29 protein-coding genes are annotated in these 24,942 nt (G+C 73.1%); 13 read left to right on the plus strand and 16 right to left on the minus strand.

From position 1 onward, the window contains the following. Nucleotides 1-51: 51 nt before the first annotated feature. From AB0M30_RS14255 to AB0M30_RS14270, 4 genes are all read right to left on the minus strand, one after another. Nucleotides 52-1,050: a hypothetical protein gene (locus tag AB0M30_RS14255; protein WP_364584074.1), complete on the minus strand. Its 999-nt coding sequence runs from the start codon at nt 1,048-1,050 to the stop codon at nt 52-54. After that, a complete protein-coding gene (locus AB0M30_RS14260) occupies nt 1,050-1,244 on the minus strand; it encodes a hypothetical protein (RefSeq protein WP_364584076.1) in 195 nt (64 codons plus the stop codon). Before AB0M30_RS14260 ends, AB0M30_RS14255 begins: the two co-directional genes overlap by 1 nt. 195 nt (nt 1,245-1,439) lie before the next feature. Beyond that, the gene (locus tag AB0M30_RS14265; RefSeq protein ID WP_364584078.1) at nt 1,440-1,589 is read right to left on the minus strand and encodes a hypothetical protein; all 150 of its coding nucleotides are present in this window, start codon (nt 1,587-1,589) and stop codon (nt 1,440-1,442) included. Nucleotides 1,590-1,665: 76 nt separating this feature from the next. Continuing rightward, nucleotides 1,666-3,348, minus strand: coding sequence for an alpha/beta fold hydrolase (locus tag AB0M30_RS14270; RefSeq protein ID WP_364584081.1), 1,683 nt, complete (start codon nt 3,346-3,348; stop codon nt 1,666-1,668). 157 nt (nt 3,349-3,505) lie between these two features. Here AB0M30_RS14270 and AB0M30_RS14275 point away from each other — a divergent pair, with 157 nt between their 5' ends. Further along, nucleotides 3,506-4,072, plus strand: a complete 567-nt coding sequence (locus tag AB0M30_RS14275; protein WP_364584083.1) for an RDD family protein — start codon at nt 3,506-3,508, stop codon at nt 4,070-4,072. On the opposite strand, the gene AB0M30_RS14280 is transcribed toward AB0M30_RS14275, so the two are convergent. Both AB0M30_RS14280 and AB0M30_RS14285 read right to left on the minus strand, forming a co-directional pair. After that, nucleotides 3,953-4,603, minus strand: a complete 651-nt coding sequence (locus AB0M30_RS14280) for a response regulator transcription factor (RefSeq protein WP_199191611.1) — start codon at nt 4,601-4,603, stop codon at nt 3,953-3,955. The genes AB0M30_RS14275 and AB0M30_RS14280 overlap by 120 nt on opposite strands. A gap of 16 nt (nt 4,604-4,619) precedes the next feature. After that, on the minus strand, nt 4,620-5,801 hold the full coding sequence (locus tag AB0M30_RS14285; RefSeq protein WP_364584086.1) for a histidine kinase: 1,182 nt from the start codon (nt 5,799-5,801) through the stop codon (nt 4,620-4,622). A 135-nt stretch (nt 5,802-5,936) separates the two neighbouring features. Between AB0M30_RS14285 and AB0M30_RS14290 the strand changes: the two genes are divergently transcribed. Continuing rightward, on the plus strand, nt 5,937-6,413 hold the full coding sequence (locus AB0M30_RS14290) for a hypothetical protein (RefSeq protein WP_364584088.1): 477 nt from the start codon (nt 5,937-5,939) through the stop codon (nt 6,411-6,413). A gap of 55 nt (nt 6,414-6,468) precedes the next feature. On the opposite strand, the gene AB0M30_RS14295 is transcribed toward AB0M30_RS14290, so the two are convergent. Further along, nucleotides 6,469-6,996 carry a MauE/DoxX family redox-associated membrane protein gene (locus AB0M30_RS14295; RefSeq protein ID WP_364584090.1) on the minus strand — a complete coding sequence of 176 codons (528 nt, stop codon included), beginning with the start codon at nt 6,994-6,996 and terminating at the stop codon, nt 6,469-6,471. 147 nt (nt 6,997-7,143) lie between these two features. On the opposite strand from AB0M30_RS14295, the gene AB0M30_RS14300 reads away from it, so the two are divergent. Genes AB0M30_RS14300 through AB0M30_RS14320 form a run of 5 tightly spaced genes read left to right on the plus strand, consistent with a single transcriptional unit; the run spans nt 7,144 to nt 9,641 of the window. After that, entirely contained in the window at nt 7,144-7,836 is a 693-nt protein-coding gene (locus tag AB0M30_RS14300) for a hypothetical protein (protein ID WP_364584093.1), read from the plus strand. After that, the gene (locus AB0M30_RS14305; RefSeq protein ID WP_103341923.1) at nt 7,833-8,357 is read left to right on the plus strand and encodes a hypothetical protein; all 525 of its coding nucleotides are present in this window, start codon (nt 7,833-7,835) and stop codon (nt 8,355-8,357) included. Before AB0M30_RS14300 ends, AB0M30_RS14305 begins: the two co-directional genes overlap by 4 nt. Further along, nucleotides 8,323-8,889 (plus strand): hypothetical protein, encoded by a 567-nt coding sequence (locus AB0M30_RS14310; protein ID WP_364584094.1) that lies wholly within the window; start codon nt 8,323-8,325, stop codon nt 8,887-8,889. The genes AB0M30_RS14305 and AB0M30_RS14310 overlap by 35 nt, the downstream gene beginning before the upstream one ends. A gap of 32 nt (nt 8,890-8,921) precedes the next feature. Further along, complete coding sequence (locus AB0M30_RS14315) at nt 8,922-9,059, plus strand: hypothetical protein (protein ID WP_364584097.1); 138 nt, start codon at nt 8,922-8,924, stop codon at nt 9,057-9,059. A gap of 18 nt (nt 9,060-9,077) precedes the next feature. Beyond that, entirely contained in the window at nt 9,078-9,641 is a 564-nt protein-coding gene (locus tag AB0M30_RS14320; RefSeq protein WP_364584100.1) for a hypothetical protein, read from the plus strand. Here the strand turns inward: AB0M30_RS14320 and AB0M30_RS14325 are convergent. The 3 genes from AB0M30_RS14325 to AB0M30_RS14335 form a co-directional block, all read right to left on the minus strand. Further along, nucleotides 9,616-12,912 (minus strand): S8 family serine peptidase, encoded by a 3,297-nt coding sequence (locus AB0M30_RS14325; protein WP_364584103.1) that lies wholly within the window; start codon nt 12,910-12,912, stop codon nt 9,616-9,618. The genes AB0M30_RS14320 and AB0M30_RS14325 overlap by 26 nt on opposite strands. A gap of 208 nt (nt 12,913-13,120) precedes the next feature. Beyond that, nucleotides 13,121-14,014: a LacI family DNA-binding transcriptional regulator gene (locus tag AB0M30_RS14330; RefSeq protein ID WP_364584106.1), complete on the minus strand. Its 894-nt coding sequence runs from the start codon at nt 14,012-14,014 to the stop codon at nt 13,121-13,123. Nucleotides 14,015-14,203: 189 nt separating this feature from the next. After that, nucleotides 14,204-15,073: an alpha/beta fold hydrolase gene (locus AB0M30_RS14335; protein ID WP_364584108.1), complete on the minus strand. Its 870-nt coding sequence runs from the start codon at nt 15,071-15,073 to the stop codon at nt 14,204-14,206. A gap of 150 nt (nt 15,074-15,223) precedes the next feature. On the opposite strand from AB0M30_RS14335, the gene AB0M30_RS14340 reads away from it, so the two are divergent. Beyond that, nucleotides 15,224-16,300 carry a 4Fe-4S binding protein gene (locus AB0M30_RS14340; protein WP_364584110.1) on the plus strand — a complete coding sequence of 359 codons (1,077 nt, stop codon included), beginning with the start codon at nt 15,224-15,226 and terminating at the stop codon, nt 16,298-16,300. Between the two features lie 6 nt (nt 16,301-16,306). Here AB0M30_RS14340 and AB0M30_RS14345 read toward each other — a convergent pair whose 3' ends face one another. Beyond that, complete coding sequence (locus AB0M30_RS14345) at nt 16,307-16,876, minus strand: TetR/AcrR family transcriptional regulator (RefSeq protein WP_364584113.1); 570 nt, start codon at nt 16,874-16,876, stop codon at nt 16,307-16,309. Between the two features lie 127 nt (nt 16,877-17,003). Continuing rightward, entirely contained in the window at nt 17,004-17,648 is a 645-nt protein-coding gene (locus AB0M30_RS14350; RefSeq protein WP_364584115.1) for a helix-turn-helix domain-containing protein, read from the minus strand. 85 nt (nt 17,649-17,733) lie between these two features. On the opposite strand from AB0M30_RS14350, the gene AB0M30_RS14355 reads away from it, so the two are divergent. After that, nucleotides 17,734-18,537 (plus strand): SDR family NAD(P)-dependent oxidoreductase, encoded by an 804-nt coding sequence (locus AB0M30_RS14355; RefSeq protein WP_364584118.1) that lies wholly within the window; start codon nt 17,734-17,736, stop codon nt 18,535-18,537. Nucleotides 18,538-18,621: 84 nt separating this feature from the next. Here the strand turns inward: AB0M30_RS14355 and AB0M30_RS14360 are convergent, their stop codons facing one another. Next, the gene (locus tag AB0M30_RS14360) at nt 18,622-19,056 is read right to left on the minus strand and encodes an OsmC family peroxiredoxin (protein ID WP_103341915.1); all 435 of its coding nucleotides are present in this window, start codon (nt 19,054-19,056) and stop codon (nt 18,622-18,624) included. A 9-nt stretch (nt 19,057-19,065) separates the two neighbouring features. Continuing rightward, the gene (locus tag AB0M30_RS14365) at nt 19,066-19,509 is read right to left on the minus strand and encodes a MarR family transcriptional regulator (protein ID WP_364584121.1); all 444 of its coding nucleotides are present in this window, start codon (nt 19,507-19,509) and stop codon (nt 19,066-19,068) included. An 81-nt stretch (nt 19,510-19,590) separates the two neighbouring features. On the opposite strand from AB0M30_RS14365, the gene AB0M30_RS14370 reads away from it, so the two are divergent. Next, complete coding sequence (locus tag AB0M30_RS14370) at nt 19,591-20,097, plus strand: DinB family protein (RefSeq protein ID WP_364584124.1); 507 nt, start codon at nt 19,591-19,593, stop codon at nt 20,095-20,097. Here the strand turns inward: AB0M30_RS14370 and AB0M30_RS14375 are convergent. Together AB0M30_RS14375 and AB0M30_RS14380 are read right to left on the minus strand one after the other, a co-directional pair. After that, nucleotides 20,084-20,845: a DUF1295 domain-containing protein gene (locus AB0M30_RS14375; protein WP_364584126.1), complete on the minus strand. Its 762-nt coding sequence runs from the start codon at nt 20,843-20,845 to the stop codon at nt 20,084-20,086. The genes AB0M30_RS14370 and AB0M30_RS14375 overlap by 14 nt on opposite strands. Nucleotides 20,846-20,847: 2 nt before the next feature. Further along, on the minus strand, nt 20,848-22,110 hold the full coding sequence (locus AB0M30_RS14380; RefSeq protein ID WP_364584129.1) for a cyclopropane-fatty-acyl-phospholipid synthase family protein: 1,263 nt from the start codon (nt 22,108-22,110) through the stop codon (nt 20,848-20,850). Between the two features lie 220 nt (nt 22,111-22,330). On the opposite strand from AB0M30_RS14380, the gene AB0M30_RS14385 reads away from it, so the two are divergent. Genes AB0M30_RS14385 through sigK form a run of 3 tightly spaced genes read left to right on the plus strand, consistent with a single transcriptional unit; the run spans nt 22,331 to nt 24,934 of the window. Further along, the gene (locus AB0M30_RS14385; protein WP_364584131.1) at nt 22,331-23,599 is read left to right on the plus strand and encodes an FAD-dependent oxidoreductase; all 1,269 of its coding nucleotides are present in this window, start codon (nt 22,331-22,333) and stop codon (nt 23,597-23,599) included. Then, entirely contained in the window at nt 23,593-24,327 is a 735-nt protein-coding gene (locus AB0M30_RS14390) for a DUF1365 domain-containing protein (protein WP_103341909.1), read from the plus strand. Before AB0M30_RS14385 ends, AB0M30_RS14390 begins: the two co-directional genes overlap by 7 nt. Then, nucleotides 24,320-24,934, plus strand: a complete 615-nt coding sequence (gene sigK / locus AB0M30_RS14395) for an ECF RNA polymerase sigma factor SigK (protein WP_364584133.1) — start codon at nt 24,320-24,322, stop codon at nt 24,932-24,934. The genes AB0M30_RS14390 and sigK overlap by 8 nt, the downstream gene beginning before the upstream one ends. Nucleotides 24,935-24,942: the final 8 nt, after the last annotated feature.

The raw sequence follows: 24,942 nt of genomic DNA on the forward strand, positions 1-24,942 counted from the left end.
AATTCGGACGTTGCCCCGCCCGAGGTGCGCGCTGAAAGCAGCCGGGCTTCCTCAGTGTTCCGCGGCGGCCGCCGGGACACCGAGGAGCCGGCCGAGGTAGAGGTCCCTGGCCACGAGGCTCACCGCCAGGTGGTCGGCGAGCGGGTCGAAGAAGGCGCTGCGGTACTTGGCGTCGGTCACCGTCGACGCGGCGAAGTACAGGCCGGAGAACGCGGCGATGAACAGGGAGACCTGCAGCAGCTCCTGCGGTACCGGCAGCTGGATGCCGAACAGCGTGCCGCCGGCGGGGTCGCGGCCGATCCACGCCTTGATCACCGCGTGCTGCACCGCGACGATCCCGAACACCACGAAGAAGACGAACACCAGCGTGGCCAGGACGAAGGTCTGCAGCACCTGGGTCAGGACCAGGACGAGGACCATGTTCGCCCGTTCCAGCTTCGTGAGCGGCGGCCGTTCGGCGGGGACGTCGTCCGCCAGGAAGGCCGCCAGCGGGGTTTCGCGCAGCTTGTCGAGGCCGACCGGGGCGGCGCGCGACTGGGTCAGCCGGGTGACCTCGTCCTTGAGCATCGCGAGCAGGAAGACCACGGCGACCACGGCCAGGAGCCCGGCGACCAGCCACATCCGCTCCCGCGGCAGGGCGGCGCCGACCTGCCAGATCTCGGTGGTGAAGAACCCGAAGACGGTGAACAGCAGCAGGAGCGGCAGCGCCCGGCTGGTCAGTTCGCCGAGCAGCCGGGCCTGGCGGTACGCGGCCCGCAGCGCCCAGCCGACGATCGAGCCGACCCCGGCGAACGCGGCCGCGAACAGCCCGGCCAGGATCGCGAGCTGGGTGAGCAGGCCGAGCGCCACCGCGTCGCCGTCGACGATCCGGTCGACGACGGGCACGACGACCACGAACACGGCCGCCATGACCGCCGCGGGCACGGTTCCGCCGCGCTCGACCAGCTTGCGCCGCACCCACCGCGCGGTGAGCCAGGAGCCGAGGCCGGGGCCGACGACCAGGCTCAGCAGCAGGCCGCTGTAGCCCAGCGCGAAGAGGCCGTTGTCCATCAGCGGTCGAAGTCCGCGTCCGTTTCACCGTCCACAGCGGACAGCACGGCGGTCAGCACCCGCCAGCCCCCGATGAACACGACGGCCGGGGCGATGCGGACGAGCAGGTGGGCGGGCCGCCCCCGCACCACGGCGGGCAGCCCGCGCCGCCGGAACCACTGCTCGACGGCTTCGACGCCGCGTTCGTCCGCCATGTTCGCCTCCTGGTCGGCGCGGTCGCCGCCGGGATGCTAGCGCGCGGCGGCGCCGGCCGGCGGGCCGGGCCGGGCCGACCGGGTCTGACGGCGGAGCGTGGCGCTCCCCGAACCGGGGCGCCGGTTCGCCGTCCGAAGTGGACCGCGGCCCGGTCGCTCCCCGGACCCGAGGAGCGACCGCCACCACGGCCCCGGCTACCGCTGCCGGTTCACCGTGCTGATCTCGTCCTGTACCCGGGTGCGCAGTGCCGCCGCGGCACTGGACTGTCCGGCTTGGACGGACATCGCCGTGCCGCGGACCGGGCCGGTGACCGGGTGCACCTGGTCCTCGCCTGGGAGGGGCACGTCCGGGCAGGTCGGCGGTCCGTGGCCGGGCCCGGTCGCTCCCCGGACTCGAGGAGCGACCGCGACCACGGCCCGGTCACCGCTGCCGGTTCACCGTGCTGATCTCGTCCTGTACCCGCGTGCGCAGTGCCGCCGCGGCACTGGACTGTCCGGCTTGGACGGACATCGCCGCGCCGCGCACCGGGCCGGCGACCGGGTACACCTGGTCCTCGCCCGGGAGGGGCACGCCCGGGCAGGTCGTCGTGCGCGGCCGGGAGTTCTTGACGAGGAACACGTTCACGAGACCGTCCACGCACGGGTTGCCCGCCAAGGCGTACTGGCCGTGGAACGGCGAATCGTCCACCGACACCAGGGGCACGCCGGCCGCGCGGGCTCCCGCGGTCGCCTGCTCGTAGCCGGTCTGCGGGTCGAACTCGCCCTGCACGACCAGGATGTTCGCCGCCGCTTCCGGGGGCACGTCCGGGAGTTCGTGGCGCGGCTTGTCGGACCAGAAGCCGCACGTTTCGCCGAGGCCGTACGCCCAGCCGAACAGCGGGTACCGCGGGCCTTGCCGGTCGCTGAGCCGCTTGTACCAGGCCGCCGTGCGGGTGGGCTGGTCGCCGCACGCCACGGAGAACCGGGTGCCGGGCCGCTGCGTGTAGTCCGGGGCGAGGTCCGCCGCCACTACGCGGTCGGTGGTCAGCTCGGCCGCCGGGACGCCGAACGTCGTGCGGGACACCGCGTCGAGGTCACCGGAGAGGGCCGCCGGGTCCGCGGGCGGCGTTCCGTCGAGCGCCTGCGCGCCCAGGAGGAAGATCAGCGCGCCGAGCAGCCACCGGACGCGGCTGCCGTTGCCGACGAAGACGCCGTCGTAGGTGTCGGGGGCGAGGCCGTGGGTGCCGTAGTACGCGCGCACGCGCTCCCACTTCGCCTTGACTTCGGCGGCCGTGGAGCCCAGCTGGGCGGAGAAGTTCCGCGCGAGCCACGGCAGGTAGACGTCGTCGAACTGCCGCTGGTCGATGACGGGGAACGCTTCGAAGTCGGCCTGCAGCCGGCCTTCGAAGTCGACGCTGGAGTCGAGCACGGTCTTGCCGGTGTGCTCCGGGAACAGCGACGCGTACTTGGCGCCGAGCCACGTTCCGTAGGAGTAGCCGAGGTAGTTGAGCTTCTCGTCCCCGAGCAGGGTGCGGATCAGGTCCATGTCGTGCGCGGTCTGCCAGGTCGTGACGAACGGCGCGAGCGCGTCGCTCTGGCAGGCCTCGGCGATGGCCCGGGGGACCTGCTGGTGCGCCGCGATGCTCGCCGCGGAGCGGTCGCGGGCGTCGAGTGGTCCCGCCGGCAGGCGGCCGACCGGCACCTGGCACTGGAAGCCGTTGTCGTCGGTGCCCGCGTGGCCGGTGCCGCGGGGGTCCATGCCGACGAAGTCGTAGAGCTCGTTCACCGTCGGCTGCAGGCCGGCGAGCGCGCCCGCGAGCGGGGTGCCCTGGCCGCCGGGTCCGCCGGGGTTGAGCAGGATGGCGCCGTGCCGCTCGCCGGTCGCGGCGACCCGGCTGATCGACACCTCGAGCTCCGGCCCGGCGGCCGGGTCGGCCCAGTCGCGCGGGACCGTGACCCGGGCGCACTGCGCGGGCTTCTCGTCCGCGGCCGGCTTGAACGGGCAATCGCCCCAGCTCAGCTGCTGGGTGGTGTACGGGGCGAGCGGGTCGGCCGCCGCGGCGGGCACGGAGGCCGCGAAGAGGGCGGCCGTCGCGGCCGCCAGTCCTGTCCGGGAGAGACGCACCGGGATCCTTCCGTCGGCGGGTGGGGTGCGCCCGAGCCTGGCCCGGTGGCGTCCGCCGGTGATCAGCCCGGAGGACGAACTCGCCGCGGCCGCCTCGGCCCCGGGTATGAGACGCACCCACCGTGCGCCCGGTGGCCGTGGCGGAGATCATGGGACCATGACCGGTTCCCGCCCGGGGCTGGGCGTCGTCGGGCGCCGCCTCGTGCAGTTCCTGCTGGACGAGCTGCTCGTCTTCGGGCCGATGCTGCTGCTCGCGATCGCGGTGGCCTGGCTGTTCCGCCCGCACGGCCCGGGACTGCTGCCTTTCCTGGAGGTCGTTCTCTACACGATGCTGGCGCTGGACCTGGTGGGCCTGTGGTTCGTCCACGCCTGGTGGCCCTACCGGCACGGCGGCCAGACGCCGGCGATGCGGTGGCTGCGCCTGCGGATCGTGACGCTCGAGGGCACGCACCCGTCGCTCGGCGCGTTCTTCGTCCGTGAGCTGCTGATGGTGGTCGACGGCTTCGCGTGGGGGCTGGCCGGGATCGTGGTGATGCTGGTGACCCGGCGGCGCCAGCGGTTCGGCGACGTCGTGGCGCGCACGGTCGTCGTGCGTGTGCCGAGGTCAGCGCACCAGGCCGCTTTCCCAGGCCCAGATGGCGATTTCGGTGCGGTTGCGGACGCCCAGCTTGCGCTTGGCCGCGCCGATGTGGGTCTTGACCGTGGGCATCGACACCACGAGTGAGCGGCAGATCTCGTCGTTCGTCTCACCGCGCGCCACGGCCTTCACGACGTCGAGTTCGCGCGGGGTGAGCGGGTTTTCCGGCGGGGTGACGCGCCGGGGACCGCGGCGCGCGTAGTGCGCCAGCAACCGGGTGGTGATCGCGGGGGAGACCAGCGCCTCGCCGTGGGCGGCTGCGTGCACGGCCTCGACGAGCAGGTTCGGCCCGGCGTCCTTGAGCAGGAAACCGCAGGCGCCGGCCCGCAGCGCCGCGTGCACGTTTTCGTCCAGCCCGAAGGTCGTCACCATCACGACGTGCAGTGGCTCGGGGACGTCCGGGCCGGCCAGCAGTTCCGTCGCCCGCAGCCCGTCCACGCCGGGCATCCGGATGTCCATCAGCGTCACGTCCGGGCGCAGCTGCCGGGCCAGGCGCACCGCCTGGTCGCCGTCCGCGGCTTCGCCGACGACCTCGATGTCCGGTTCGCCGTCGAGGATCAGCCGGAACCCCGCGCGGACCAGCGCCTGGTCGTCGGCGATCAGCACTCGCGTCGGCACCCGGTCTCCCCTCGGCTCAGCCCGGCCGGAGCGGCAGCCGCGCGACGACGCGCCAGCGCCGGCCCGCCGCCGGGCCCGCCTGCACGGTACCGCCCACCGCGGCTACCCGCTCCGCCATCCCCAGCAGCCCGTAGCCGCCGCGGCGGGCGGCCCGGCCGGCGCCGTCGTTGACCACCTCGACCAGCAGCTCGCCGGGCGGCTCGTGGCGGACGAGCACCCGGACCTCGGCGGCTTCGGGCGCGTGCCGGCGGACGTTGGTGAGCGACTCGGTGAGCAGCCGGTGCGCGGTGGTGACGACTTCCGGCGCGACCTCGAGCCCGGCGAGGCCGGGGCCGACGTCCAGGTGGATGCGCTCGTCGTCGGGGACCGCGCGGTCCACGGCGGTGGCGAGGTCGGCGGGCGGCACGAAGAGGTCTTCGTCGCCGGTCCGCAGCGCTCCGACCAGCCGGCGCATCGCCGACAGGGCCGCGGCGCCCGCGGTTTCGAGCTCGGCGAACGTCGCGGTGTCGCCGCCGGTCCGCTCGGCGACGCGGTGCGCGGCCTGGACGCGTACGACGATGCCGCCGATCTGGTGGGCGACGAGGTCGTGCAGCTCCCGGGCCAGCCGCAGCCGCTCGGCGGTGCGGAGTTCGAGCACCTCCACGCGGTGGCGGACGTCGGCGTCGCGCAGGACCAGGCCGCCGGCCAGCGCGCCGCCCCAGGCCACCGCGGCACCGGCGGCGTAGAGCGCGGACGTCGTTTCGGCGCCGTAGCGCAGGATCGGGGCGAGGGTCGCCGCGCAGCCACCGAGGATCGCCTGCGCGGTGGCCGCCCTCGGGGACAGCCGGTGGCAGCACGCCCCGACCATCAGCGCCAGCGCGAGGGCTTCGGCCGCACCGGGCTGCGGCGGCAGCCGGGCGCCCGTGGTGGCGAGCGCGGCGGCGACGGCCGTGCCCAGCAGCGACAAGCCGGACACGGCGGCGGCCAGGCCGGCGATGTGGCCGGGGAACCGGCGGCGCAGCACGGCCAGCAGCGCCACCACCGGGCCGACACCGGGCGCGAACTCGATGGCGACGCCGGCGAGCTGACCCTGGCCGGGACCGGCCCGGGCCGCGACGACGGAGTCGAGCACGACCAGTGCTCCGAGGACGGCCGCCTCGGCCACGAGCGGGCCACGGCGGCCGGTCCACGGGATCCGCGGGTGGCCGGCGAAGGTCATCCGCCGATGGTGCCGCACCGCGCGGCCGGGCGCCCCCTGCACCGGGCGAAACTCCTACCCGGGTACGAGGCGGCGGTGCGCATCTCGTACCGGCGGCCGATCGCGGCACGGGGGTTCCGCGGAAGACTCGGGCCGATGGACGATCGAAGCGAACAAATTCCGACGCGGGAGGCCGGCTTCATCGGGACGCGGCCCGTCGAGGGGCCGATCGAGGGCTTGCCGGGCTGGTACTTCGTGCTCGTCGGGCTGCTGGTGGCGAGCAACGACCTGAGCCGGCAGTTCAGCGACCGGTACGGCTGGGTCGCGCTGCTGCCGCTGGTGCTCGTGGCGGTGCACCTGACGCTGTGGTTCACCCTGTTGTCCCGCCGGCGGCGGTACCTGCGTTCGGTGTGGCGGAGCAAGCAGGCGCTCGCGCTCGTCGCCGTGCTGTTCACGGTGCGGCTGCTGCTCCAGTTCGGCCTCGCGAAGCTGACCGATGAAGCCGCGCCGCTGCACAGCTACACGCACCTGGTCATCGGGCTGGTGATGCTCGTCGTGACCACCGCCGGGGCGTGGTTCGACCAGTGGCTCGTCCTGCGCGTGGTGAACCGGGACGTGGATCGTCGACGGTGATTTTCCGGCCAACCGCCGTCGATTTCTTCCCGGGCTCCCGGAAACGGTAAAAGAATCATCGGAAAGCGCGGCCGGATTTTCGGTCGACGGCTCCGCGCCACGCCGGAATCAGGTGGTTCGCCATCGCCAGGACCACCCCGGCGGCCACGCACGCCCCCCGGTCCGGGGCCGCCGCGGGCGCGCCGAGGACCACGCACCCGGCGCTGCCCGCGGCGAGCGCGACCGCCCGGGTCACCACCGCCCACGACACCGCCGCCGTCCCGAAACATCCGCACGGCACGCCCGCCCGGCGCGTCCGCAGCACCGCCGCGTACGCCGCGAAAGCGCAGTACAGGGCCGTTTGGGCGACGGCGGACAGGACTACGGCCGTCGGGTCGGTGAGCAGCGAAGCGAGGGTTGCCGCGCCCACGAGGACCTCCGCACCGGCGGCCGGCGCGGCCACGAAGGGCGGCAGCAGGCGGTGGGCGCGCAGCACCGCCCGGTGCTCCCGGGGCCGCGCCGCGTGGGCCACGCCGGCCACCGCGAGCAGAATCGCCCCGAGCGCCGTCAGCGCGGTCATCGCCGCGGACCAGAAGGGATGCACGGACCCACTGTATTCGCGGACACCGCATTTGTGGACAGAAGTACCGTCCCCGTTCGGAGCAATCCGAGAACCGTTGGAAAACGATCGTGGCCACCGCGGAATCCGTCGGCTAGTCTCACCGGTGCGATTCCGGGAATCGGAGGTCTCATGGCGACACAACGGCTGCGATTGGTGGCGCCGGGCGGCGATCGGGTGACCGTGGGCCTGCCCGCGGGGGCCCCGGTTTCCCATGTGGTGGCCGGTGTCCGGTTCGTCGGCGGCTCGTACGGCACCGGGTTCCAGATCGGGCCGCGCGGCTACCACGATTTCGCGTGCACGCACGTCGCCCCGGCCGAAACCCGGGAGCGCCTGGTCGTGCACGGCCGGGAGGTGGCCGTCGCCGAAGCCCGCGACGGGCAGTCGTCCGTGGCCACCCTGTTCGGCGCCTACCACGAGCTGATGACGGTGTACGCCGGCCCGGCGCCCCGCCGCGACCGCGTGCTCGCCCTGTTCGGCTCGCTGCGGATCGAAGACCACGTCGACGGCATGACCGTCGTCCCCCGCGCGGAGACGCTGCTGGACCCGATGAACGAACACTTCGTGGTCGTGGTCAAGGACCACGGTTCGCTGTCGATCCCCACGCCGCGCCAGGCCGCCGCGCTGATCCCGCGGCACGCGGGTGCGCGCACGCGCTACGGCGAGGTCTGGAAGGCCGGGTACGCGAAGGAGTCCGCGCGCTCGTTCGTCCTCGGCTGCCCGGCGGGCCTGGCCGAGGTCCACCTCGCGACCACGGCGGCGAAGACCGAACGCGAACGGCTCGACTGGCTCGACGGGATCGACATCGCCTGGGACCGCCGGTGACCCCCTCGATCGCGGTCACGCTCCTCACCTGGGCGGCGATCATCCTGCTGTTCTTCGGGTTGGCGGCCGTCCTGCGCGAAGTCCGCCTCCTGCGCGGGGTGGTCACCCGGACCACGGACGGCTTCGTGGCCGCGCCGCCCGATCTGGTGCTGGGCCCGCGGTTCGCCGGGGACGGCGGCCGGATCGTGGCGGCGGTCGATTCGGGCTGCCCGCTGTGCCTGACGGTGGTCGAGCGGCTGGCCGGGCTCGGCGCGGACGCGACCCTGCTGACCCACGAACCCCTGACGACGTGGGCGGACCTGGCCCACGGCCTGCCGGTGATCAGCGACGGCGAAGCGTGGCGTTCGGTTTCCCACCTCGCGCCACCGGTGCTGATGTCGCTCGACGGGACCGGCCGCGTCCGCCGGATGCTGCTCCCGGTCCGCGCGGCCGAAGTGGACACGGCACTGGCCGGCTGGGCCGGCCCGAAGGAAGGAGGCGAGACCGGTGACCCTGGAGTTGGCGCACATTCCCGACTTTGACCGCCCCGGCCCGGCTGCCGAACCCACCCGCGCGGGACGGAAGCTGACGGCCCGCGGCACGCGCAGGACGTTCCTGCGCGCGGTGACGCTCGGGGCCTTGACGATCGGCGCGACCGCGCTCGACTGGTCCGGCCTGTCCCGCGTCCGGAAGGCGAACGCCGAGTTCAGCCCGTACGGCATGCCGGGCTTCGACCGCAACGACTGCCGGGACGCCTACCCCACCGGCTACGCCGAACTGACCGACACGAGCGGCACCTACGTCAACACCTACGCCGCGTGCTTCGGCGGGTTCTGGCGGGGGAGCACCTACTGCGAAGCGGGCTGGCACAAGTACGGCACGTGGAACGAGGGCGGCATCCAGGTCGACCACCAGCCGGTGGCCAACACGTGCGGCCAGTTCGTGGGCAAGAACGCGTGGAAGTGGACGACGCCGGACATGAAGGTCTACCGCTGCTCCGACGGCTTCTCCACCTTCTGGGGTGGCGGCTACACCGGCCAGACGTACCTGACGATCTGCCGCGCCGCCCTGTGACCCAAGGGATTCCGCGGCGCCGGTGGCACCCGGTGACGCTCGCCGCCGGGCTCGCGCTGGCCGCGGTCGCGGTGACGATCGCGCTGGTGGTCGCGCCGGGCCGGCTGCTGCCGGGCGCGTGGCTCGTCCTGTGCGCGGCCGCCGGGTTCGCCACCAGCGGCTCCAGTTGAAGCCGGAACTCGGCCTTCGTGCTGAGCTCGCCGGTCTGGCGAGGCACTCCGACACTGGCGTTCTGCGCCGGGCTCGTCTGCGGCGGCGCCCTGAGCGCGCTGGTCCTGACCGTGGCGGGTTCCCTGCTGCGCGCCCCGCTTCCGGCGCTCCTGTGCTGGGCCGTGGTGGCGGCGGCGCTGGGTGCGGTGCTGCTGCGCGAAACGGGGGTGTGGTCCTTCCGGCTGCCCGAAAACCGCCGGCTGGTGCCGGAGACGGTGTTCCGCCTCGGCCGCCACCTCGGCCCGCTGCAGTTCGGCTTCGAGATGGGCACCGGGGCGCGCACCTACCTGCCCAGCGGCCTGCCGTACGTCGCCGCGATCGCCGTGGCCCTCACGGCTTCGCTGCCCGCGGCGTTGTGCGCGGGCGCGGGGTTCGGGCTCGGCCGGGCGTTGATGACGACGGCGAACCTGCGCTACGACGGCGAAAGCGGCTGGGACGGCGAATGGCGGGCCCACGGCCGGAAGCTCAAGCTCCTGACCGGGGCCGCCTTCGCCGGCCCGCTCGCCGCCGTCGCCGTCACGGTGTTGTCTGGTACGCCCTGATCACCGTCTGGGTGACGGCGTTGCCGTCGGCGTCCCGGGCGGTGATCCGCAGCGACACGAACCCTCCGCCCGGCGGGTTGTGCACCACGGCGAGCCCGCCGTTGCCCAGGCGTGCGGTGGGCGTGGACGTCCACTTCGCACCGTCGTCCACGGACGTCTCGACGCGCAGGTCCGCCAGCCGGAACTCGCCCGCGCCCGGCTGCCGCTGGGCGGTCAGCGCGAGCACGAACGGCTTCCCGGCCGGGGCGCGGCTCTGGTCGTCGACCGCGCCTTCGGCCCGGACCACCAGCAGCGGCAACGGTTTCGCCGGTGCCGCCACGCCCGGCTCCCGGAACGTCCATGCCACGTCCACCGCGGTACCGACCACCGACCACGGCACGCTGCGCGTGGCCACGGACCGCAGGGTGTAGGTCCCCGCCGCGTCCGGAATGGTCAACGCCCCGAAGGCCGGGCTCGGCGTGGTGGCCAGCGCGACGCCGTCGCGCGACAGGGTCGCCGTGCCGGTGAGGCCTGCTGGCGGCGAGGTGTACTGCTCCGGGTCGCTGCCCGAGACCAGCGGGATCGCGTACGTCAGCTGGTTTCCGGCGCGAACCACGCCCCAGCCGTCCTGTGGTGCGCCGAAAGCGGGCCCGACCGGGGCGCGGTTCCAGCCGGAGTGCTGCGGCCCGGGCCGGTAGGTCCGGTACGAGTAGTTGCTTTCCGCGTCGGTCAGCGGGTCCGGGTACACCGCCAGGAGGTGCTGCCAGCTCACCCCGGTCGTGTAGTACTCGGTGCGCCGGCTGGGCAGGGCCTGCGCCGCGACCTGGTAGGTCCCGCTGTCGGCGCCCGGGAACCCGAAGGTGACGTCGTCGAGGCGCAGGCTCTCCGCCGGTTTTCCCTGGGTGTGGTAGCGGGCGTCGACCACCGCGAGGTCCCGGTCGCGCACCCGGAACACGGGATCGGCCGGCACGCGGCCGCGCTCGAGCAGCGCCAGCTGGTAGACGTACCCGTTCGGATCCACCCCGGGGGGCCGGGCGGCCAGCGTCGCCCGGAAGTACAGCGCGTAGGTGTGGTCGGTGACCTCGCGGTCCGAACCCACCGCGTACAGCTCGGTGCCCGGCTGGGCGATCCAGGCGAGCGTGTTCGTGCGGGTCCCGCCCGGATTTCCGGACACCAGGCCCAGTTCGCCGCCCTGCAGCCGCGCGTCGGGGCGATCGACCGCCGCCCGCAGCGGTTTGCCCGCCCGGGCGTCCAAAGTGAAGGATACGTTGCCGGTCACCGGCTGTCCGGGCCGCGACAGCAGGGTCACGGCGGCGGGCCGGGTCTGGCCCGACGGGTCCCCGGAGACGTCGAACGCGTTGAGGTCGTAGCGCCCCTTGGGCACCCGGACCACGGCCGTGCCGTCGGCGCGGAACGGCCGGACGCCGAACGCGGCTCCCGTCGCGGTGTCGACGAGCGTGGCGACCCCCGCGGTGAACCGCTCGTCCCGGCCGATCAGCCGCACGGACACGTCGTAGCTTTCCGCCTCCAGGAAGGCGCCGAGCGCGGTCTGCACGGTGATCCCGGGCGCCGACGCGGTCAGCCGGGCGCCGTGCTGCCCGGCCGTGGCCGTGCCCGCTCGAAGGGTGACGCCGACGTCGGCATCGCCGTGCGCGGGGACGACCACGGACGGCACCGAAGGCGTGAACAGCGGCGCCGTCGTGGTGAGGGCCAGGGACACGGCCGTGTCGCCATCGTTGTGGTAGGTCACGGTTTTCGTGACGGGTTGCGTGCGCGGCCAGGCGACGAAGCCGTAGCCGAGGCTGCCGGTGGTGGCGGTGACCTGCTGGGTGACCGCGCGTCCGGCGTCCACCCGGCCGGCACCCTGCTCGGTGACGTCGGCGGTGGGTGTGGCGGTGCTCGTCAACGTCGTCTTGAGCCGGCCGGCGAGCCAGTCCGGGTGCCGCTGCAGCAGCAGGGCCGCCGAACCGGCGACGTGCGGTGCCGCCATCGACGTCCCGGAAAGCCTTGTGTAGTTGTCGTCGACCGGAGCGGTGTCGCCGTCGCGCGTGCCCGCGGCCCGGGCCGAGACGATGCCTTCGCCCGGCGCCGCGATGTCGGGCTTGACCGCGTAGTCGCCGAGCCGCGCGCCCCGGTTGGAGAACGGGCTGGTGGTGTCCTGCGCCGACACGCTGCCGACGGCCAGCGCCGCATCCGCCGCGGCGGGCGCGACGACCGGTCCCGGCTCGGGCAGGTCGAGCGTGCGGTCGTTGCCGGCCGCGGCGACGAACAGGGTGCCGTACCGGGTGCTCAGCGCGTTCACCGCCTGGGACACCGGATCGGTGCCGTCGGTCGTGTCGCCGCCCAGGCTCAGGTTGACCACGCGGACCTTCGGCGCGATCCACTCCATGCCGGCGATCACCGCGGATTCCGGGCAGCCGTAGGCGACGCAGACCTTGCCGCTGATCAGCCGGGCGTCCGGGGCCACCCCGCGGTAGCGCCCGCCGGAGGCGGCGCCGGTCCCGGCGATGATGCCGGCGACGTGCGTGCCGTGCCCGAGGTCGTCGCCCGCGTCCGGCCGGGTCCCGGTGAAGTCCTGCGCTTCCACGACTTTGCCGGCGAGATCGGGGTGGTCGGCCCGGACGCCGGTGTCGAGCACGCCGACCGTGACGCCGCGGCCCGTGTAGCCCGCCTGCCACGCGCCCGGGGCGCCGATCTGCGGCACGCTGACGTCGAGCGCCGGGGTGGCCAGGCCGTCCAGCCACACCCGGCCGATCCCCGGCCGCAGCGCGGACCCGGCGGTGAGCCAGGTCCAGAACTCCGTGCCCCGGCGCCGGTCCTGGCGCAGGGCGGTGCCGCGCACGCTCGGCAGCTCCCGGACGGTGGTGGTGGCGGGCGGCGCGGCCGCGGGGGAGCCGGCGGACGAGGTGACGATCAGGGGCAGACTCCCCGCCGAGTCGCCGAGGTGCTGCCGCAGCAGTTCGGAAACGTCGAACAGCCGGGAATCGAGCCGGCCGGAGGCCACCAGCGCCAGCGCGTCCGACGGCACCACGGTGATGTCGCCGGGCTTCGCGGGGGTGTGCGTTTCCCGGAAGAAACCGATCCGGTCCCGGCCCGGGCCGGGTTCGACCGTGACCGTGCTTTCCCCGCGCAAATTCGGCAGTACCCGCACCCGGTCACCGGTGACCAGCGTGACGGATTGGCCCGAATCGCGGGAAGCACCGGGTGTGGCGGCCGGTTCCGCCACCGCCGGAACGGGTAGTGACCAGCCCGCCACCACCACGGCCGCCAGCGCCAGCTGTCTTCGATACATGTCAGGGCCCTCCGGCTGAGATCGTTTTCCCCCGGATTTCGTCTCGGCAAATGCGAGCGGGAAAAACAGCCGCGCGGTCGCCGCGCACACGTTAACACCGGCCCGGGTGGGCCGGGCAATACGTCATTTCCGTGAACCAACCGCCGACAATTGATCACCACAATACCGACAGTGGCAAAATGTCGGGAAAGTTATTCGACGCGCTGTGTCACGGCAGGCGCGGCGGTGCGGTACTGGCGCGGGCGGCCAGCTTCGGCGCGAGCAGCCGGGTTCCGGGCGCGGTGCCGTCGTCGAGCTGCCCGATGACCGTTTCGACGGCCAGCGCGCCGATCTCCCGCGCCGGGATCGCCACGCAGGTCAGCTCGAGCAGGCTGTGCGCGGTCAGGCTGTCCGGGCAGACCGCGACGAGGGAGACGTCCTCGGGCACCCGCAGCCCCCGCTGGTGCAGCCCCGCCAGCACCGCGGGCAACGCCGTTTCGTTGTGCACCACGAGACCGGTGACGCCGGGGTGCCGGGCGAAGAGCGCGTCCAGGCCGCGCAGCGTCCGCCAGTGGGTGGTCCCCCAGGCCAGCGTCGTCGAGCGGATGCCCCGGCGTGCCGCTTCCGCCGTGAAACCCAGCGCGAGCCGGGCCGCGGAGCTGCTGCCGCGCCGGTAGGCCGCGGGCGGTGAGCCGATCAGGGCGACGTGCTCGTGCCCGAGACCGGCGAGGTGGCCCAGGCTCAGCGCGCCCGCCGCGGCGAAGTCGAGGTCGAGGCAGCCGAGCCCGCGCGGCCGGTCCGGCAGGCCGATCAGCACCGCCGGCCGGCCCAGCCCGAGCAGCACGGGCACGCGCGGATCGGCCGCTTCGACGTCCATCACCACGACGCCGTCGGCGACGGACGAGGACACCGCGCGGCGCAGCGCGGCGGGACCCTCTTCGGCGGTGAGCAGGAGCAGGGCGTGGTCACGGGCGCCGGCCGCGGCGATCGCGGCGGCCACGAACTCCCGCACGACGACGTCGTGGGCGCCGGCGCGCAGCGGGACGACCAGGGCCAGGACGTTCGTCCGGTGGCCGGCCTCGAGCCGTGTTCCGGCGTGCCGGTGGTGACCGCGCTTGCGCATGGCGTTCTCGACTGCCCCTCCCCCAGAGACGGCGATCCGGCACGATGTCGTCGAACCGCATCGACGAAAATCGAACGTAGAGCACTCGCCGGGGATGTGCAAGCAGATCTCAGCTGGTCCGCAGGGGATTCACCGGGCTCGGTGAAGATCGAACCGATTCGATCATCTGGGGGGTGAACGGCGGGCCCGTCACGCCGTCGCGGTGACCAGACCGGCCAGCACGCCGGGCCGTTCCAGGGCGATGAAGTGGCCCGCGCCCGGCACCTGCGTGAAGGCGGCGTCCGGCAGCAGGTCGGCGTTGGCCCGGCGATCCGACGGCCGTGACCAGTCCTTCTCGCCGTAGACGAGGTGGATGGGCGCCTTGACCGCCGCGTAGCGCGAGCGGGCGGCGATGAGGCTGGGGAGGTTCCGGTAGATCCCGCGGGCGACGGCGGGGTAGCCCGGGCGGCGGCCGACCCGGATCAGCTCGGCCAGGTAGTCCTCGCGCAGGGCGCTCTTGTCGCCGAGGCCGCCCCGCAGGATCCGGCGGAGCGCGGCCTCGGGCTCCACCCCGGCGATCACCGGGCCCACGCCCGGGGCGAGGACGCCGGTGACCACCGCGCGGGCGAGCAGGCCGGACCGGGCGATGCCGCCGCGGAAGTCGTAGGCGTTCACCGCGATGACGCGCCGGACCCGGTCCGGCAGCTCGGCCGCGGTGGTGAGGGCGAGCACCGCGCCCATGGATTCGCCCAGCAGCGTCACGTCGTCGAGGTCGAGTTCGGCGAGGAGCCGTGCCACGCCCGCGCGCAGCGCCGGTTCTTCGTAGGACGCGCCGGGCACGATCTCGGAGTAGCCCATCCCCGGCAGGTCGAGGGCGTACACGGTGAACCGGTCCGCGACGAGGGGGATCAGGTCGCGGAAGTGCTCGGCCTGGGTGCGCACGGTGTGCAGCAGGACCAAGGGAGCGCCGGTGCCCGCCTCGAGGTAGCGCAACGCTCCTTCGTGGGCCCCGCGCGCGGGGAGGACACGGCTGGTCGCGCCGGGGATGGGGAGCGTGGGATGGGCGTTCGCGTCGGGCATCGCGCCGGCTTCCTCTCGGGAACGATCGGAAACCGATCGGTTTCCAAGACTGTAAACCGATCGGTTTCCGGTCGCAAGGTGTGGTGCTACGGTGAGGAAAACCGATCGGTTTACCGGGCGCCGCGGCGGCGTCCCTCCCGGGGAGGTCCGATGACTGTCACGCACGACGGCGAAGGAGAACCGGCGCTGCCGGCGAAGCTGGCCGCACACCCGTCGGTGCGGGCGGTGCTTTCGCGGCGCAAGGCCGGGCAGGACGCGGGGCCGCCGCCGGTGCTCGACGCGGACTGGCTGCGGGAGCTGTGCCTGGCCGCCGGCGCGGACGACGTGGCCGCGGTCGGCCTCGACCACCCCGACCTGGCCGGGGAACGCGAGTACGTGCTGGGCGCGCTGCCCGGCACCCGCACCCTGATCGCGATGGCGTTCCGGATGAACCGCGACAACTGCCGTTCGCCGGCCCGCAGCGTGGCCAACCAGGAGTTCCACCAGACCGACGAGCAGGCCAACCGCGCTGCCCGCGGCGTGGTCCAAGCGCTGCAGGACGCGGGCCACCGCGCGATCAACCCGTCGGTCGGCTTCCCCCAGGAGATGGACCGCTTCGGCACGGACCGGATCTGGGTGGTGGCGCACAAGACGGTCGCGGTCGCGGCGGGACTCGGCGTGATGGGCCTGCACCGCAACGTCATCCACCCGAAGTTCGGCAGCTTCGTGCTGCTGGCCACCGTGCTGGTGGACGCGGAGGTGAGCGAGTACGGGACGGCGCTGGACTACAACCCCTGCATCGACTGCAAGTTGTGCGTCACGGCCTGTCCGGTCGGGGCCATCGGCAAGGACGGGGCGTTCGACGGCCTGGCCTGCACCACGCACAACTACCGCGAGTTCATGAGCGGGTTCACCGACTGGGCGCAGACCGTGGCCGACAGCGCGGACGCGGCCGACTACCGATCCCGCGTCCCCGCTGCCGAAAGCGCCTCGATGTGGCAGAGCCTGAGTTCGCCGCCCGGCTACAAATCGGGCTACTGCCTGGCCGTCTGCCCCGCGGGTGAGGACGTCCTGGGCCCGTACCTGGAGAACCGCAAGGAGTACCTGAAGACCGTGCTGCGCCCGCTGCAGGACAAGCGGGAGACGCTGTACGTCCTGCCGGGTTCCCGCGCGCAGGAGTACGCCCAGCGCCGCTTCCCGCACAAGCCGCTCAAGGAAGTCACCGGCGGCTGGGCGCCGCCGGAGTGACGGACCTCAGCGCAGGCCCGCGGCGTCGAGCAGGGTGGTCACGGTCGGGACGATGAGCCCCTTGAGGTCGTCGACCCCGATGCCGGCCCGGGCGCTGGCGCCGTCGAAGACCACGAGGAGCTGCCGGGCCAGCAGCTCCGGGTCGGCGGCCCCGCCTTGTTCGGCCTGCCGGCGGAAGAAGCCGAGCAGGTTCCGCTTGACCTGCCGCGCCACCCGGCTGGCGGGGTGGCGCTGGTCCTTGAGCTCGATCTGCGCGTCCAGGTACCGGCAGCCGTGGAAATCGGGGGTGCGGGCCTGCGCTTCCAGCTGCGCGAAGACGTGCATGATCCGCTCGCGGGGCGAGCGGCCGTCGTCCGCCGGGGGCAGCAGGCCGGCCACGAAGGCGGCCGCGCCGTCCTTCAGGCTCGCCGCGAGGAGTTCGTCCTTGCTTTCGAACAGCTGGTAGAGCGACCGCTTCGACACGCCCGCGGCCTTGCACAGCGCCTCGACGCCGATGCCGACCCCGTCCCGGTAGGTGAGGGTGGCCGCGGCGGCCAGCAGCCGCTCGCGGGAGGTGGGTTTCGCCTCGGTGGTCATCCCGCGAGGTTAGCCCGGTTCGCCCGGGTTGAAAACCGATCGGTTTACCTCTTCGGCTTGCCGAGGTTCGCTGCCACCGGCTCGCCCGGTGAGCCGCGATCACTCGATTCTGCTCGAGCAGCGCCGTTCACGGGGTGGCTGACCGGTCGCAGAGCCCGGCCCGCGCGAAGGCGAGCACTTCCCCGACCAGATCGGACAGTTCGCTCGTCGCCGACCGCGACTGGCCTTCGCGGGTCACGTAGATCTCGCGGAGGCCGGTGACCACGGTGACGGCGGCGAGCCGGGGGAGCAGGGCGTCCGCCGGGAGGCCGATGTCCTCGCCGATGCCCGCCGCGATGAGGAGTTCGAGGTCGCGGTAGCCGGCCCGGGCGCGGCCGCGGAGGTCGTCGTCGGCCATGAGCAGGCCGGCGCGCAGGGCCCGGCGCTGCCAGATGTGCGCCGGGTCCAGCCCGGACCCGTGGTCGCGCACGTCGAGTTCGCGCATGGTCGCCCGCATCCAGTCGCCGACCGCGTCGAGGGTGCTCTCCGCCTTCCGGGCGCGCAACCGCTCCTCGAGCGACTCCGGGGTGAACGGGTCGTCGGCGAACAGCAGGTCGTCCTTCGCCGGGAAGTGCAGCGTGACCGTGCGGGTCGCGACGTCGGCCCGGGCGGCGATCTGCGCGATCGTCGTTTCGCGGTAGCCCTGGCTCGCGAAGAGGTCCAGGGCCGCTTCCCGGATGCGGGTCCGGGTCTCGGCCTTCTTCCGCTCCCGGCGGCCGTCACTCGCGATCATGGCGGCAACTCTACCAGCCATCATAAAAATGCAGTCTGTGCTACTGTTAGCTTGAGAGGTAGAGAAGTGAACGGAAGGGCAAGTCGTGACGAAGAACTGGTTCATCACCGGGACGTCCAAGGGCTTCGGCCGTGAGTGGACCGAAGTCGCACTCGAGCGCGGCGACCGGGTCGCGGCCACCGCGCGGGACGTCGAAAGCCTGCGTCCGCTGGTCGACCGGTACGGCGACGCCGTGCTGCCCCTGAAGCTGGACGTCACCGACCGCGCCGCCGCCGTCGACGCGGTCGAGCGGGCGGCGGCCGGGTTCGGTTCGCTCGACGTGCTGGTGAACAACGCCGGCTACGGGCACTTCGGGATGGTCGAAGAACTCACCGAGGAGGAGGTCCGGGCGGAGCTGGAGACGAACTTCTTCGGCACGCTCTGGCTGACGCAGGCGGCCCTGCCGATCATGCGCCGCCAAGGGCGGGGCCGGATCATCCAGGTCACCAGCGAGGGTGGCATCCGCGCGTTCCCGGGTATCGGCGCCTACCACGCGTCGAAGTGGGCGGTGGAAGGGCTTTCGGAGTCCCTGCGGCAGGAGGTCGCGACGTTCGGGATCGACGTGATCTGCCTGGAGCCGGGCCCGTACCGCACGGACTTCGGCGGCGGCAGCGTCCGGCAGAGCGAGCCGGACCCGGCCTACGAGGCGGTCCGCGAAGCGGGCCGGATCGAGTGGGACCTCGGCGACCCGCGGGCGACCCGGGCGCCGATGCTGGAACTCGCGGACACCGACGACCCGCCGCACCGGATGTTCTTCGGCAAGTCGTTCGCGGCGGTCGAAGCCGAGTACCAGGAACGGCTGGACGGCTGGCGCAAGTGGGAACCCCTCGCCCTGGCCGCGTTCGGCTGAGGTGTCGTCGGCGCCCGCGGATCTGTGTTCTGACAAGCGAACGGCCCCTCGCCACGAAGCGAGGGGCCGGACACCGGAGCGATCTCAGGCGAGTGCCGCGTCCATGGTGATCGTGGTGCCCGCCAGGGCCTTCGACACGGGGCAGGTCTTTTCCGCCGTCTCCGCGTACTCCGCGAACTGCTCCGCCGTCACGCCCGGGACCGAGGCGCGCAGGGTGATCGCGATGCCGCTGATCTCGAAGCCGCCGCCCTGGGCCGGGCCGAGCGTCACCTCGGCGCTCACGTCGATCGAGTCCGCCGTCAGTTTCTGGGACTCCAGCACGCCCGACAGGTTCATCGCCAGGCAGGACGAATGCGCCGCCGCGATGAGTTCCTCCGGGCTGGTCTGGCCGTCCGGGTCGCCCGCCCGGGTCGGGAACGAGACCGCGAACGTGCCCGCGTTGGACGAGTCCAGCGTGACCTCGCCCTTCCCGCTGTTCAGTCCGCCGACCCAGTGGGTGGTGGCGTCACGGCTGGGCATAAAGCCTCCTCAGTGCTCGGATGAATACGCGGCTGCCGACGCCGTCAGCCGCCGCAGGGTGGTGATCAGTTCCCGCCGCTCCCGCTCGCCGAGGCCCAGTGCGCAGCCGATCGCCGAAGGGACGCCGGCGGCGCGCGTGCGCACCGCCCGGCCCTGCTCGGTCAGGCTGATCACCACCGTGCGTTCGTCCGCGGGCAATCGCGCCCGCGTCACCAGCCCGTTGGCCTCGAGCCGCTTCAGCAGCGGGGAAAGCGTGCCGTAGTCCAGGTGCAGCGCCTCGCCGATCTCCTTGACCGGCCGGGCGTCGGACTCCCACAGCACCAGCAGCACCAGGTACTGCGGGTAGGTGAGGTCGAGCTCGCCGAGCAGGGGACGGTACGCGTCCGTCACCGCGCGCGACGCGGCGTAGAGCGCGAAGCAGGCTTGCTCGTCAAGAAGGAACTCGTCCGGCACGTTCGTAAACCTAGCCCACGATTACATCGTGCACAAGGTATTCCGGAAAACCTGTCGGTGGTGCCTGGCAGACTCCCGGCCATGACCGAACGACCCCAGCGCCCCGAAGTCCCGCTCACCGGTGGCGAGCGGGAAATCCTTACCGGCCTGCTCGACTACCACCGCGCGACCGTCGCCTGGAAGGCCGGCGGCCTCACCGAAGCCCAAGCCCGGCAGGTGCACCTGCCGAGCGAGCTGACGACCGTCGCCGGGCTGGTCGCCCACCTCACGCTCGACGAGTGGTTCTGGTTCGGCGTGGTCGTCGACGACGAGGAGGACACCTGGGAGGAGCGCCTGAAGGACGACCCGGACGCGGAGTTCCGCGTCCCGGCGGACACCAAGCTCGAAACCCTCCTCGCCGACTACGAGAAGCAGTGCGCCCGCAGCCGCGAGATCATCGCGAAGCACGATCTGGACGATCAGGTGACGCACAAGGACGAGACCTTCAACGTCCGCTGGGTCCTCACGCACATGATCGAAGAGACCGCGCGGCACGTCGGCCACCTCGACGTGCTGCGCGAGCTGACCGACGGTCTCACCGGGGAGTGACCTTCTTCGGCGGCAACGGGAAGAACCCGCTGGTGCGCTCGACGTAGTGCGCGTACGCCGGGCGCGTGCGCGCCATTCCCTTCTCCAGCATGGGTTTGCCCGTTCCGCGGGCGAGGGTGAACGTCATCGCGATGGGGGAGAGGATCGTCAGCGCGCCCGGCCACGTCGAACAGGCCAGCAGGTAGAGGCCCCACCACACGCACGCGTCGCCGAAGTAGTTCGGGTGCCGCGTGTAGCGCCACAACCCCGTGTCGAGCACCTTGCCCTTCGACGCCGGGTCGGCCTTGAACCGGCGCAGCTGGTCGTCGCCGATCGTCTCGAACGCGAACCCGACCAGCCACACCGCGACCCCGAGCCAGCCGAGGACGCCGATGCCCGTGCCGTCCACGGCGAACTGCACCGGCAGCGACACGAAGTACAGGACGACGGCCTGGAACAGGTACACGCGCAGGAACATCTTCAGCGGCCCGTGGCCCATCCGCGCGTACCGCGGGTCCTCCGGCAGTCTGTGGTTGCGCAGGTGCAGGTGCACCGAGAGCCGCACGCCCCAGACGACCGTCAGGAGCACCACTAAGAGCCGCAGCGGCAGCGGGCCGTCGCCGAACGGGAAGGCGGCGAGCGCGACGATCGCGAACCCGAGCCCCCAGAACGTGTCGATCGTGTCGTACCGCCGGCGCGCCCGCGCGATCCCGAAGGTCACGGTCACCGCCACGAGCGTGACGACGGCCGTGACGAGCAGCTGGGGCATCCTCACCACTCCCGCGTCGCCGGCAGGCCGGAGCCGCCGTGCTGGTCGGGTCGCACGGCCAGGATCTGATCGACGCCCATCCGGTTCTCCTCGAACGCCAGCGCCCCGCCCACCAGGTACAGGCGCCAGACCCGCGCGCCCGTCTCGCCGATGAGCGCGACGACGTCGGCCCAGTTCTCCTCCAGGGTGGCGGCCCAGGCCCGGACCGTCCAGACGTAGTGCTCGCGCAGCGCCTGCACGTCCCGCACCTCGAGCCCGGCCGTCTCCAGGTGGTCGATGGTCCGCCCGACCGGGCGCATCGTCATGTCCGGCGCGATGTACCGCTCGATGAACGCCCCGCCGCCCGGGGCGACGTGCCCCCGGGACATCTGCTGCAGCAGCACGCGCCCGCCCGGCCTCACCATGCGGTGCAGCGTCGCCGCGTACGCCGGGTAGTTGACCTCGCCGACGTGCTCGCCCATCTCGATCGACGCGACCGCGTCGAACGGCGCGTCCGGCAGCTCCCGGTAGTCCTGGCGGCGCACCTCGACGCGGTCTTCGAGGTCGTGCTGGGCGAGCCGGCCGCGGATGTGCTGCAGCTGCTCGGCCGAGAGCGTGATGCCGACGGCCTCGACACCGTGGTGCTTGGCCGCGTGGACGAGCAGCGAGCCCCAGCCGCAGCCGACGTCGAGCAGCCGCATGCCCGGCCGCAGCCCCAGCTTGCGGCAGATCAGCTCCAGCTTGTCGTGCTGCGCCTGCTCCAGGCTCGACGAGCCGGAGGTGAAGTAGGCGCAGGAGTACGCCATCGACTCGTCCATCAGCAGCTGGTAGAAGGCGTTGCTCAGGTCGTAGTGGTGGGCGATGGCGGAGCGGTCGCGCAGCAGGCTGTGCAGCTTCCCGGACAGCCGCGCCTCTTCGGCGGGCGGTTTCGGCGGGAGCCCGGCGACGCCGAGCCGGGCCGCCAGGCGGACGGCTTCGGCCCACTCGCGCGGTCCCAGCTTCGCCCGATTGAGGTCGCCCGTGCGGGTGAGGGCCCAGATCCGGCGGAAGCCGTCCGCCAGATCTCCTTCGACGTCGAGGTCGCCGGTGACGTAGGCGCGGGCGAGCCCCAGCTCGCCGGGCGCGTAGAGCAGGCGGCGCAGGGCACGGCGGTTGCGGAGCACGACCGTGGGTGCGTTTTCCGGGCCGGCCCGGGTCCCGTCCCAGGTCCGGAGGCCCACGGGGAGCGGGCCGCCGAGGAGTTTCGCGGCGAACGAAGCGAGGCGGTGCGCGGTGGTGTGCGGCATGACCGGGATTCGCTCTCCCCACCCCGGTGGATTGGTCGCCCGGTCGGGCAATCCGGGCGCCGCCGGTGTCGCGAATGACTCATTCGGGACCTCAGAGGTCGCGAATGAGTCATTCGCGACGTGCGAGCTGCGGCAGAGCACTCAGGCGACGGGCCGGCACCCCGGTGGATTGGTCGCCCGGTCGGGCAATCCGGGCGGGCCGCGGTCCCGAAGCACCGGTGTGGAGATCACCGGAGAACGCATCGGCGTCATCGGCAGCGGGGTGGCCGGGCTGACCGCGGCATACCTGCTGCAACGCAAGTACGAAGTGCTGCTGTTCGAGGCCGACGACCGCCTGGGCGGGCACGCGCACACGCACGACGTGCCGAGCACCCTCGGCGGCACCGTCGGGGTGGACTCCGGCTTCATCGTCCACAACGAGCGCACCTACCCGACCCTGCTCAAGCTGTTCGGCGAGCTGGGGGTGGCCACGCGCGACACCGAGATGTCGATGAGCATCCGCTGCGACGGCTGCGGCCTGCAGTACGCCGGGGCCAAGGGCATGGGCGGCCTGTTCGCCCAGCGCGCCAACGCCGTCCGCGGCCGGTACCTGCGGATGCTGACCGAGGTGAAGCGGTTCCACCGGCACGCGAAGCGGCTGCTGGCGGCGAAGGACGCCGGGGACGTCACGCTCGGCGCGTTCCTCGCCATCGGCGGCTACACCCGCTACTTCGTCGACCACTTCATGCTGCCGCTGGTGTCGACCGTGTGGTCGGCCGACCGCGCCGACACCCTGCGGTACCCGGCGCGGTACCTGTTCGAGTTCCTCCGCAACCACGGCATGCTCTCGGTGCAGGACTCGCCGTCCTGGCGGACCGTCGTCGGCGGCTCGCGCGAGTACGTCGAGCTCGCGGCGAAGCAGCTGACGGCGGTGCACCTGTCGACGCCGGTGCGGTCGGTGCTGCGGACCGCCGGGGGCGTCGAGATCCGCGACGACGCCGACACCCCGCACCGCGTCGACAAGGTCGTCGTCGCCACGCACGCCGACCAGGCCCTGTCGCTGCTCGCCAACCCGACCGCCGCCGAGCGCGAGGTGCTCGGCGCGTTCCGCTACTCCGAGAACGAGGCCTGGCTGCACACCGACACGAGCGTGCTGCCCTCGCTGCCCCGCGCCCGGGCCGGCTGGAACTACCGCGCGCCCGCCTGCGGCGCGCCCACCGGCGCGGTCCAGGTCAGCTACGACATGAACCGCCTGATGCGCCTCGACGAGCCGACTGGCTACGTCGTCACGCTCAACCCCGGCGACGGTCCCCACCGGGACCACGTCGTCGCGCGGATGCGGTACGAGCACCCGGTCTACACGCCCGAATCCGTGGCCGCGCAACGCCGGCTGGCCGGGCTCAACGACGGCGTGCTGGCGTTCGCGGGCGCCTACCACGGCTGGGGCTTCCACGAGGACGGCTGCGCTTCGGGCGCCCGCGCCGCGGAAAGCCTGGGGGTGACGTGGTGACGAACGCGCTCTACGACGCCACGGTCGCGCACGTGCGGCGGATCGACCCGCCGCACGCCTTCACCCACCGCGTGTACCTGTGGCGGGTGGACCTCGACGACCTGCCGCGGCTGCCGTGGTGGCTGCGGCCGTTCGCCCGGTTCGACCCCCGCGACCACTTCGCGGCCGGCGACCCGCGCGGCATCCGGGAGAAGCTGGACGCCTGGCTCGCCGAGCGCGGGGTCGACCTGCGCGGCGGCCGGGTCGAGATGCTGGCCGCCGCCCGCGTGCTCGGGTACGCGTTCAACCCGATCAGCGTCTACTGGTGCCACGATCCGGCGGGCCGGCCGGCGTGCGTCGTCGCCGAGGTGCACAACACCTACGGCGGCCGCCACGCCTACCTGCTTCACCCGGACGAGGCCGGCCGCGCCCGTGCGGCCAAGGCGTTCTACGTCTCGCCGTTCCAGGAGATGGACGGCGAATACCGGATGCGCCTCCCGCACCCGGAAGCGCTGCTCGACCTCACCGTGGCGTTGCGCCGCGGGACGGCCACGCCGCTGGTCGCTACGCTGCGGGGAGTTCGCCGCCCGGTGAACCCGCGGTGGCTGGCCCGGCTGGTCCTGGCCCGGCCGCTGCTCCCGCAGCGGGTGTCCGCGCTGATCCGCCGCCACGGCGTCGCGCTGTGGCTGCGGAAGGCCGCGGTCGTGCCGCGCACCCCGCAGAACGCCGGAGGACAGCTGCATGGATGAGCCGGCCCGCCCGCGCCACATGGCGCCGGTGCCCTCGGAGGTTCCGGCCGGCTCCACGGTGCCGTCCCCGGAGGAGCTGATGATCCGCGTCGCCAAGGGCGACGAGCGGGCCTTCGAGCTGCTCTACGACCAGTTCTCCGGGCCGATCTACGGGCTCGTCCGGCGGATCGTGCGCGACGCGGCCCAGTCCGAAGAGGTCGCCCAAGAGGTGCTCGTCGAGCTCTGGCGCACCGCCACGCGGTACGCGCCGGACAAGGGCTCGGCGCTGAACTGGGCGATGACGCTGGCGCACCGCCGCGCCGTCGACCGCGTCCGCTCGGCGCGCGCGAGCACCGAGCGCGAGCAGAAGGCGACCTTCGAGGCCGCCCGCGGCCGCCCGTTCGACGAGGTCGCCGAGTCCGTCACCGCGCGGCTCGAACGCTCCCAGGTGCGCCGGTGCCTGTCCTTCCTGACCGACCTGCAGCGCGAGTCCGTGCTGCTCGCCTACTACCAGGGCTATACGTATCGCGAGGTGGCCGAAGTGCTGTCGACGCCGCAAGGAACCGTCAAGACGCGGCTGCGGGACGGGCTGATCCGCCTGCGGGACTGCCTGGGGGTGACCGCTTGAGCACGCCG

It is taken from the genome of Amycolatopsis sp. NPDC051716 (assembly GCF_040681595.1).
Classification (GTDB): Bacteria; Actinomycetota; Actinomycetes; order Mycobacteriales; family Pseudonocardiaceae; genus Amycolatopsis.

Coding starts and splice junctions, on each gene's coding strand:
- AB0M30_RS14370 (WP_364584124.1), top strand. CDS start 19,591: ATGACCGAACGACCCCAGCGCCCCGAAGTCCCGCTCACCGGTGGCGAG.
- AB0M30_RS14345 (WP_364584113.1), bottom strand. CDS start 16,876: ATGACCACCGAGGCGAAACCCACCTCCCGCGAGCGGCTGCTGGCCGCC.
- AB0M30_RS14275 (WP_364584083.1), top strand. CDS start 3,506: ATGACCGGTTCCCGCCCGGGGCTGGGCGTCGTCGGGCGCCGCCTCGTG.
- AB0M30_RS14375 (WP_364584126.1), bottom strand. CDS start 20,845: ATGCCCCAGCTGCTCGTCACGGCCGTCGTCACGCTCGTGGCGGTGACC.
- AB0M30_RS14285 (WP_364584086.1), bottom strand. CDS start 5,801: ATGACCTTCGCCGGCCACCCGCGGATCCCGTGGACCGGCCGCCGTGGC.
- AB0M30_RS14300 (WP_364584093.1), top strand. CDS start 7,144: ATGGCGACACAACGGCTGCGATTGGTGGCGCCGGGCGGCGATCGGGTG.
- AB0M30_RS14360 (WP_103341915.1), bottom strand. CDS start 19,056: ATGCCCAGCCGTGACGCCACCACCCACTGGGTCGGCGGACTGAACAGC.
- AB0M30_RS14325 (WP_364584103.1), bottom strand. CDS start 12,912: ATGTATCGAAGACAGCTGGCGCTGGCGGCCGTGGTGGTGGCGGGCTGG.
- AB0M30_RS14350 (WP_364584115.1), bottom strand. CDS start 17,648: ATGATCGCGAGTGACGGCCGCCGGGAGCGGAAGAAGGCCGAGACCCGG.
- sigK (WP_364584133.1), top strand. CDS start 24,320: ATGGATGAGCCGGCCCGCCCGCGCCACATGGCGCCGGTGCCCTCGGAG.
- AB0M30_RS14380 (WP_364584129.1), bottom strand. CDS start 22,110: ATGCCGCACACCACCGCGCACCGCCTCGCTTCGTTCGCCGCGAAACTC.
- AB0M30_RS14340 (WP_364584110.1), top strand. CDS start 15,224: ATGACTGTCACGCACGACGGCGAAGGAGAACCGGCGCTGCCGGCGAAG.
- AB0M30_RS14330 (WP_364584106.1), bottom strand. CDS start 14,014: ATGCGCAAGCGCGGTCACCACCGGCACGCCGGAACACGGCTCGAGGCC.
- AB0M30_RS14335 (WP_364584108.1), bottom strand. CDS start 15,073: ATGCCCGACGCGAACGCCCATCCCACGCTCCCCATCCCCGGCGCGACC.
- AB0M30_RS14260 (WP_364584076.1), bottom strand. CDS start 1,244: ATGGCGGACGAACGCGGCGTCGAAGCCGTCGAGCAGTGGTTCCGGCGG.
- AB0M30_RS14290 (WP_364584088.1), top strand. CDS start 5,937: ATGGACGATCGAAGCGAACAAATTCCGACGCGGGAGGCCGGCTTCATC.
- AB0M30_RS14255 (WP_364584074.1), bottom strand. CDS start 1,050: ATGGACAACGGCCTCTTCGCGCTGGGCTACAGCGGCCTGCTGCTGAGC.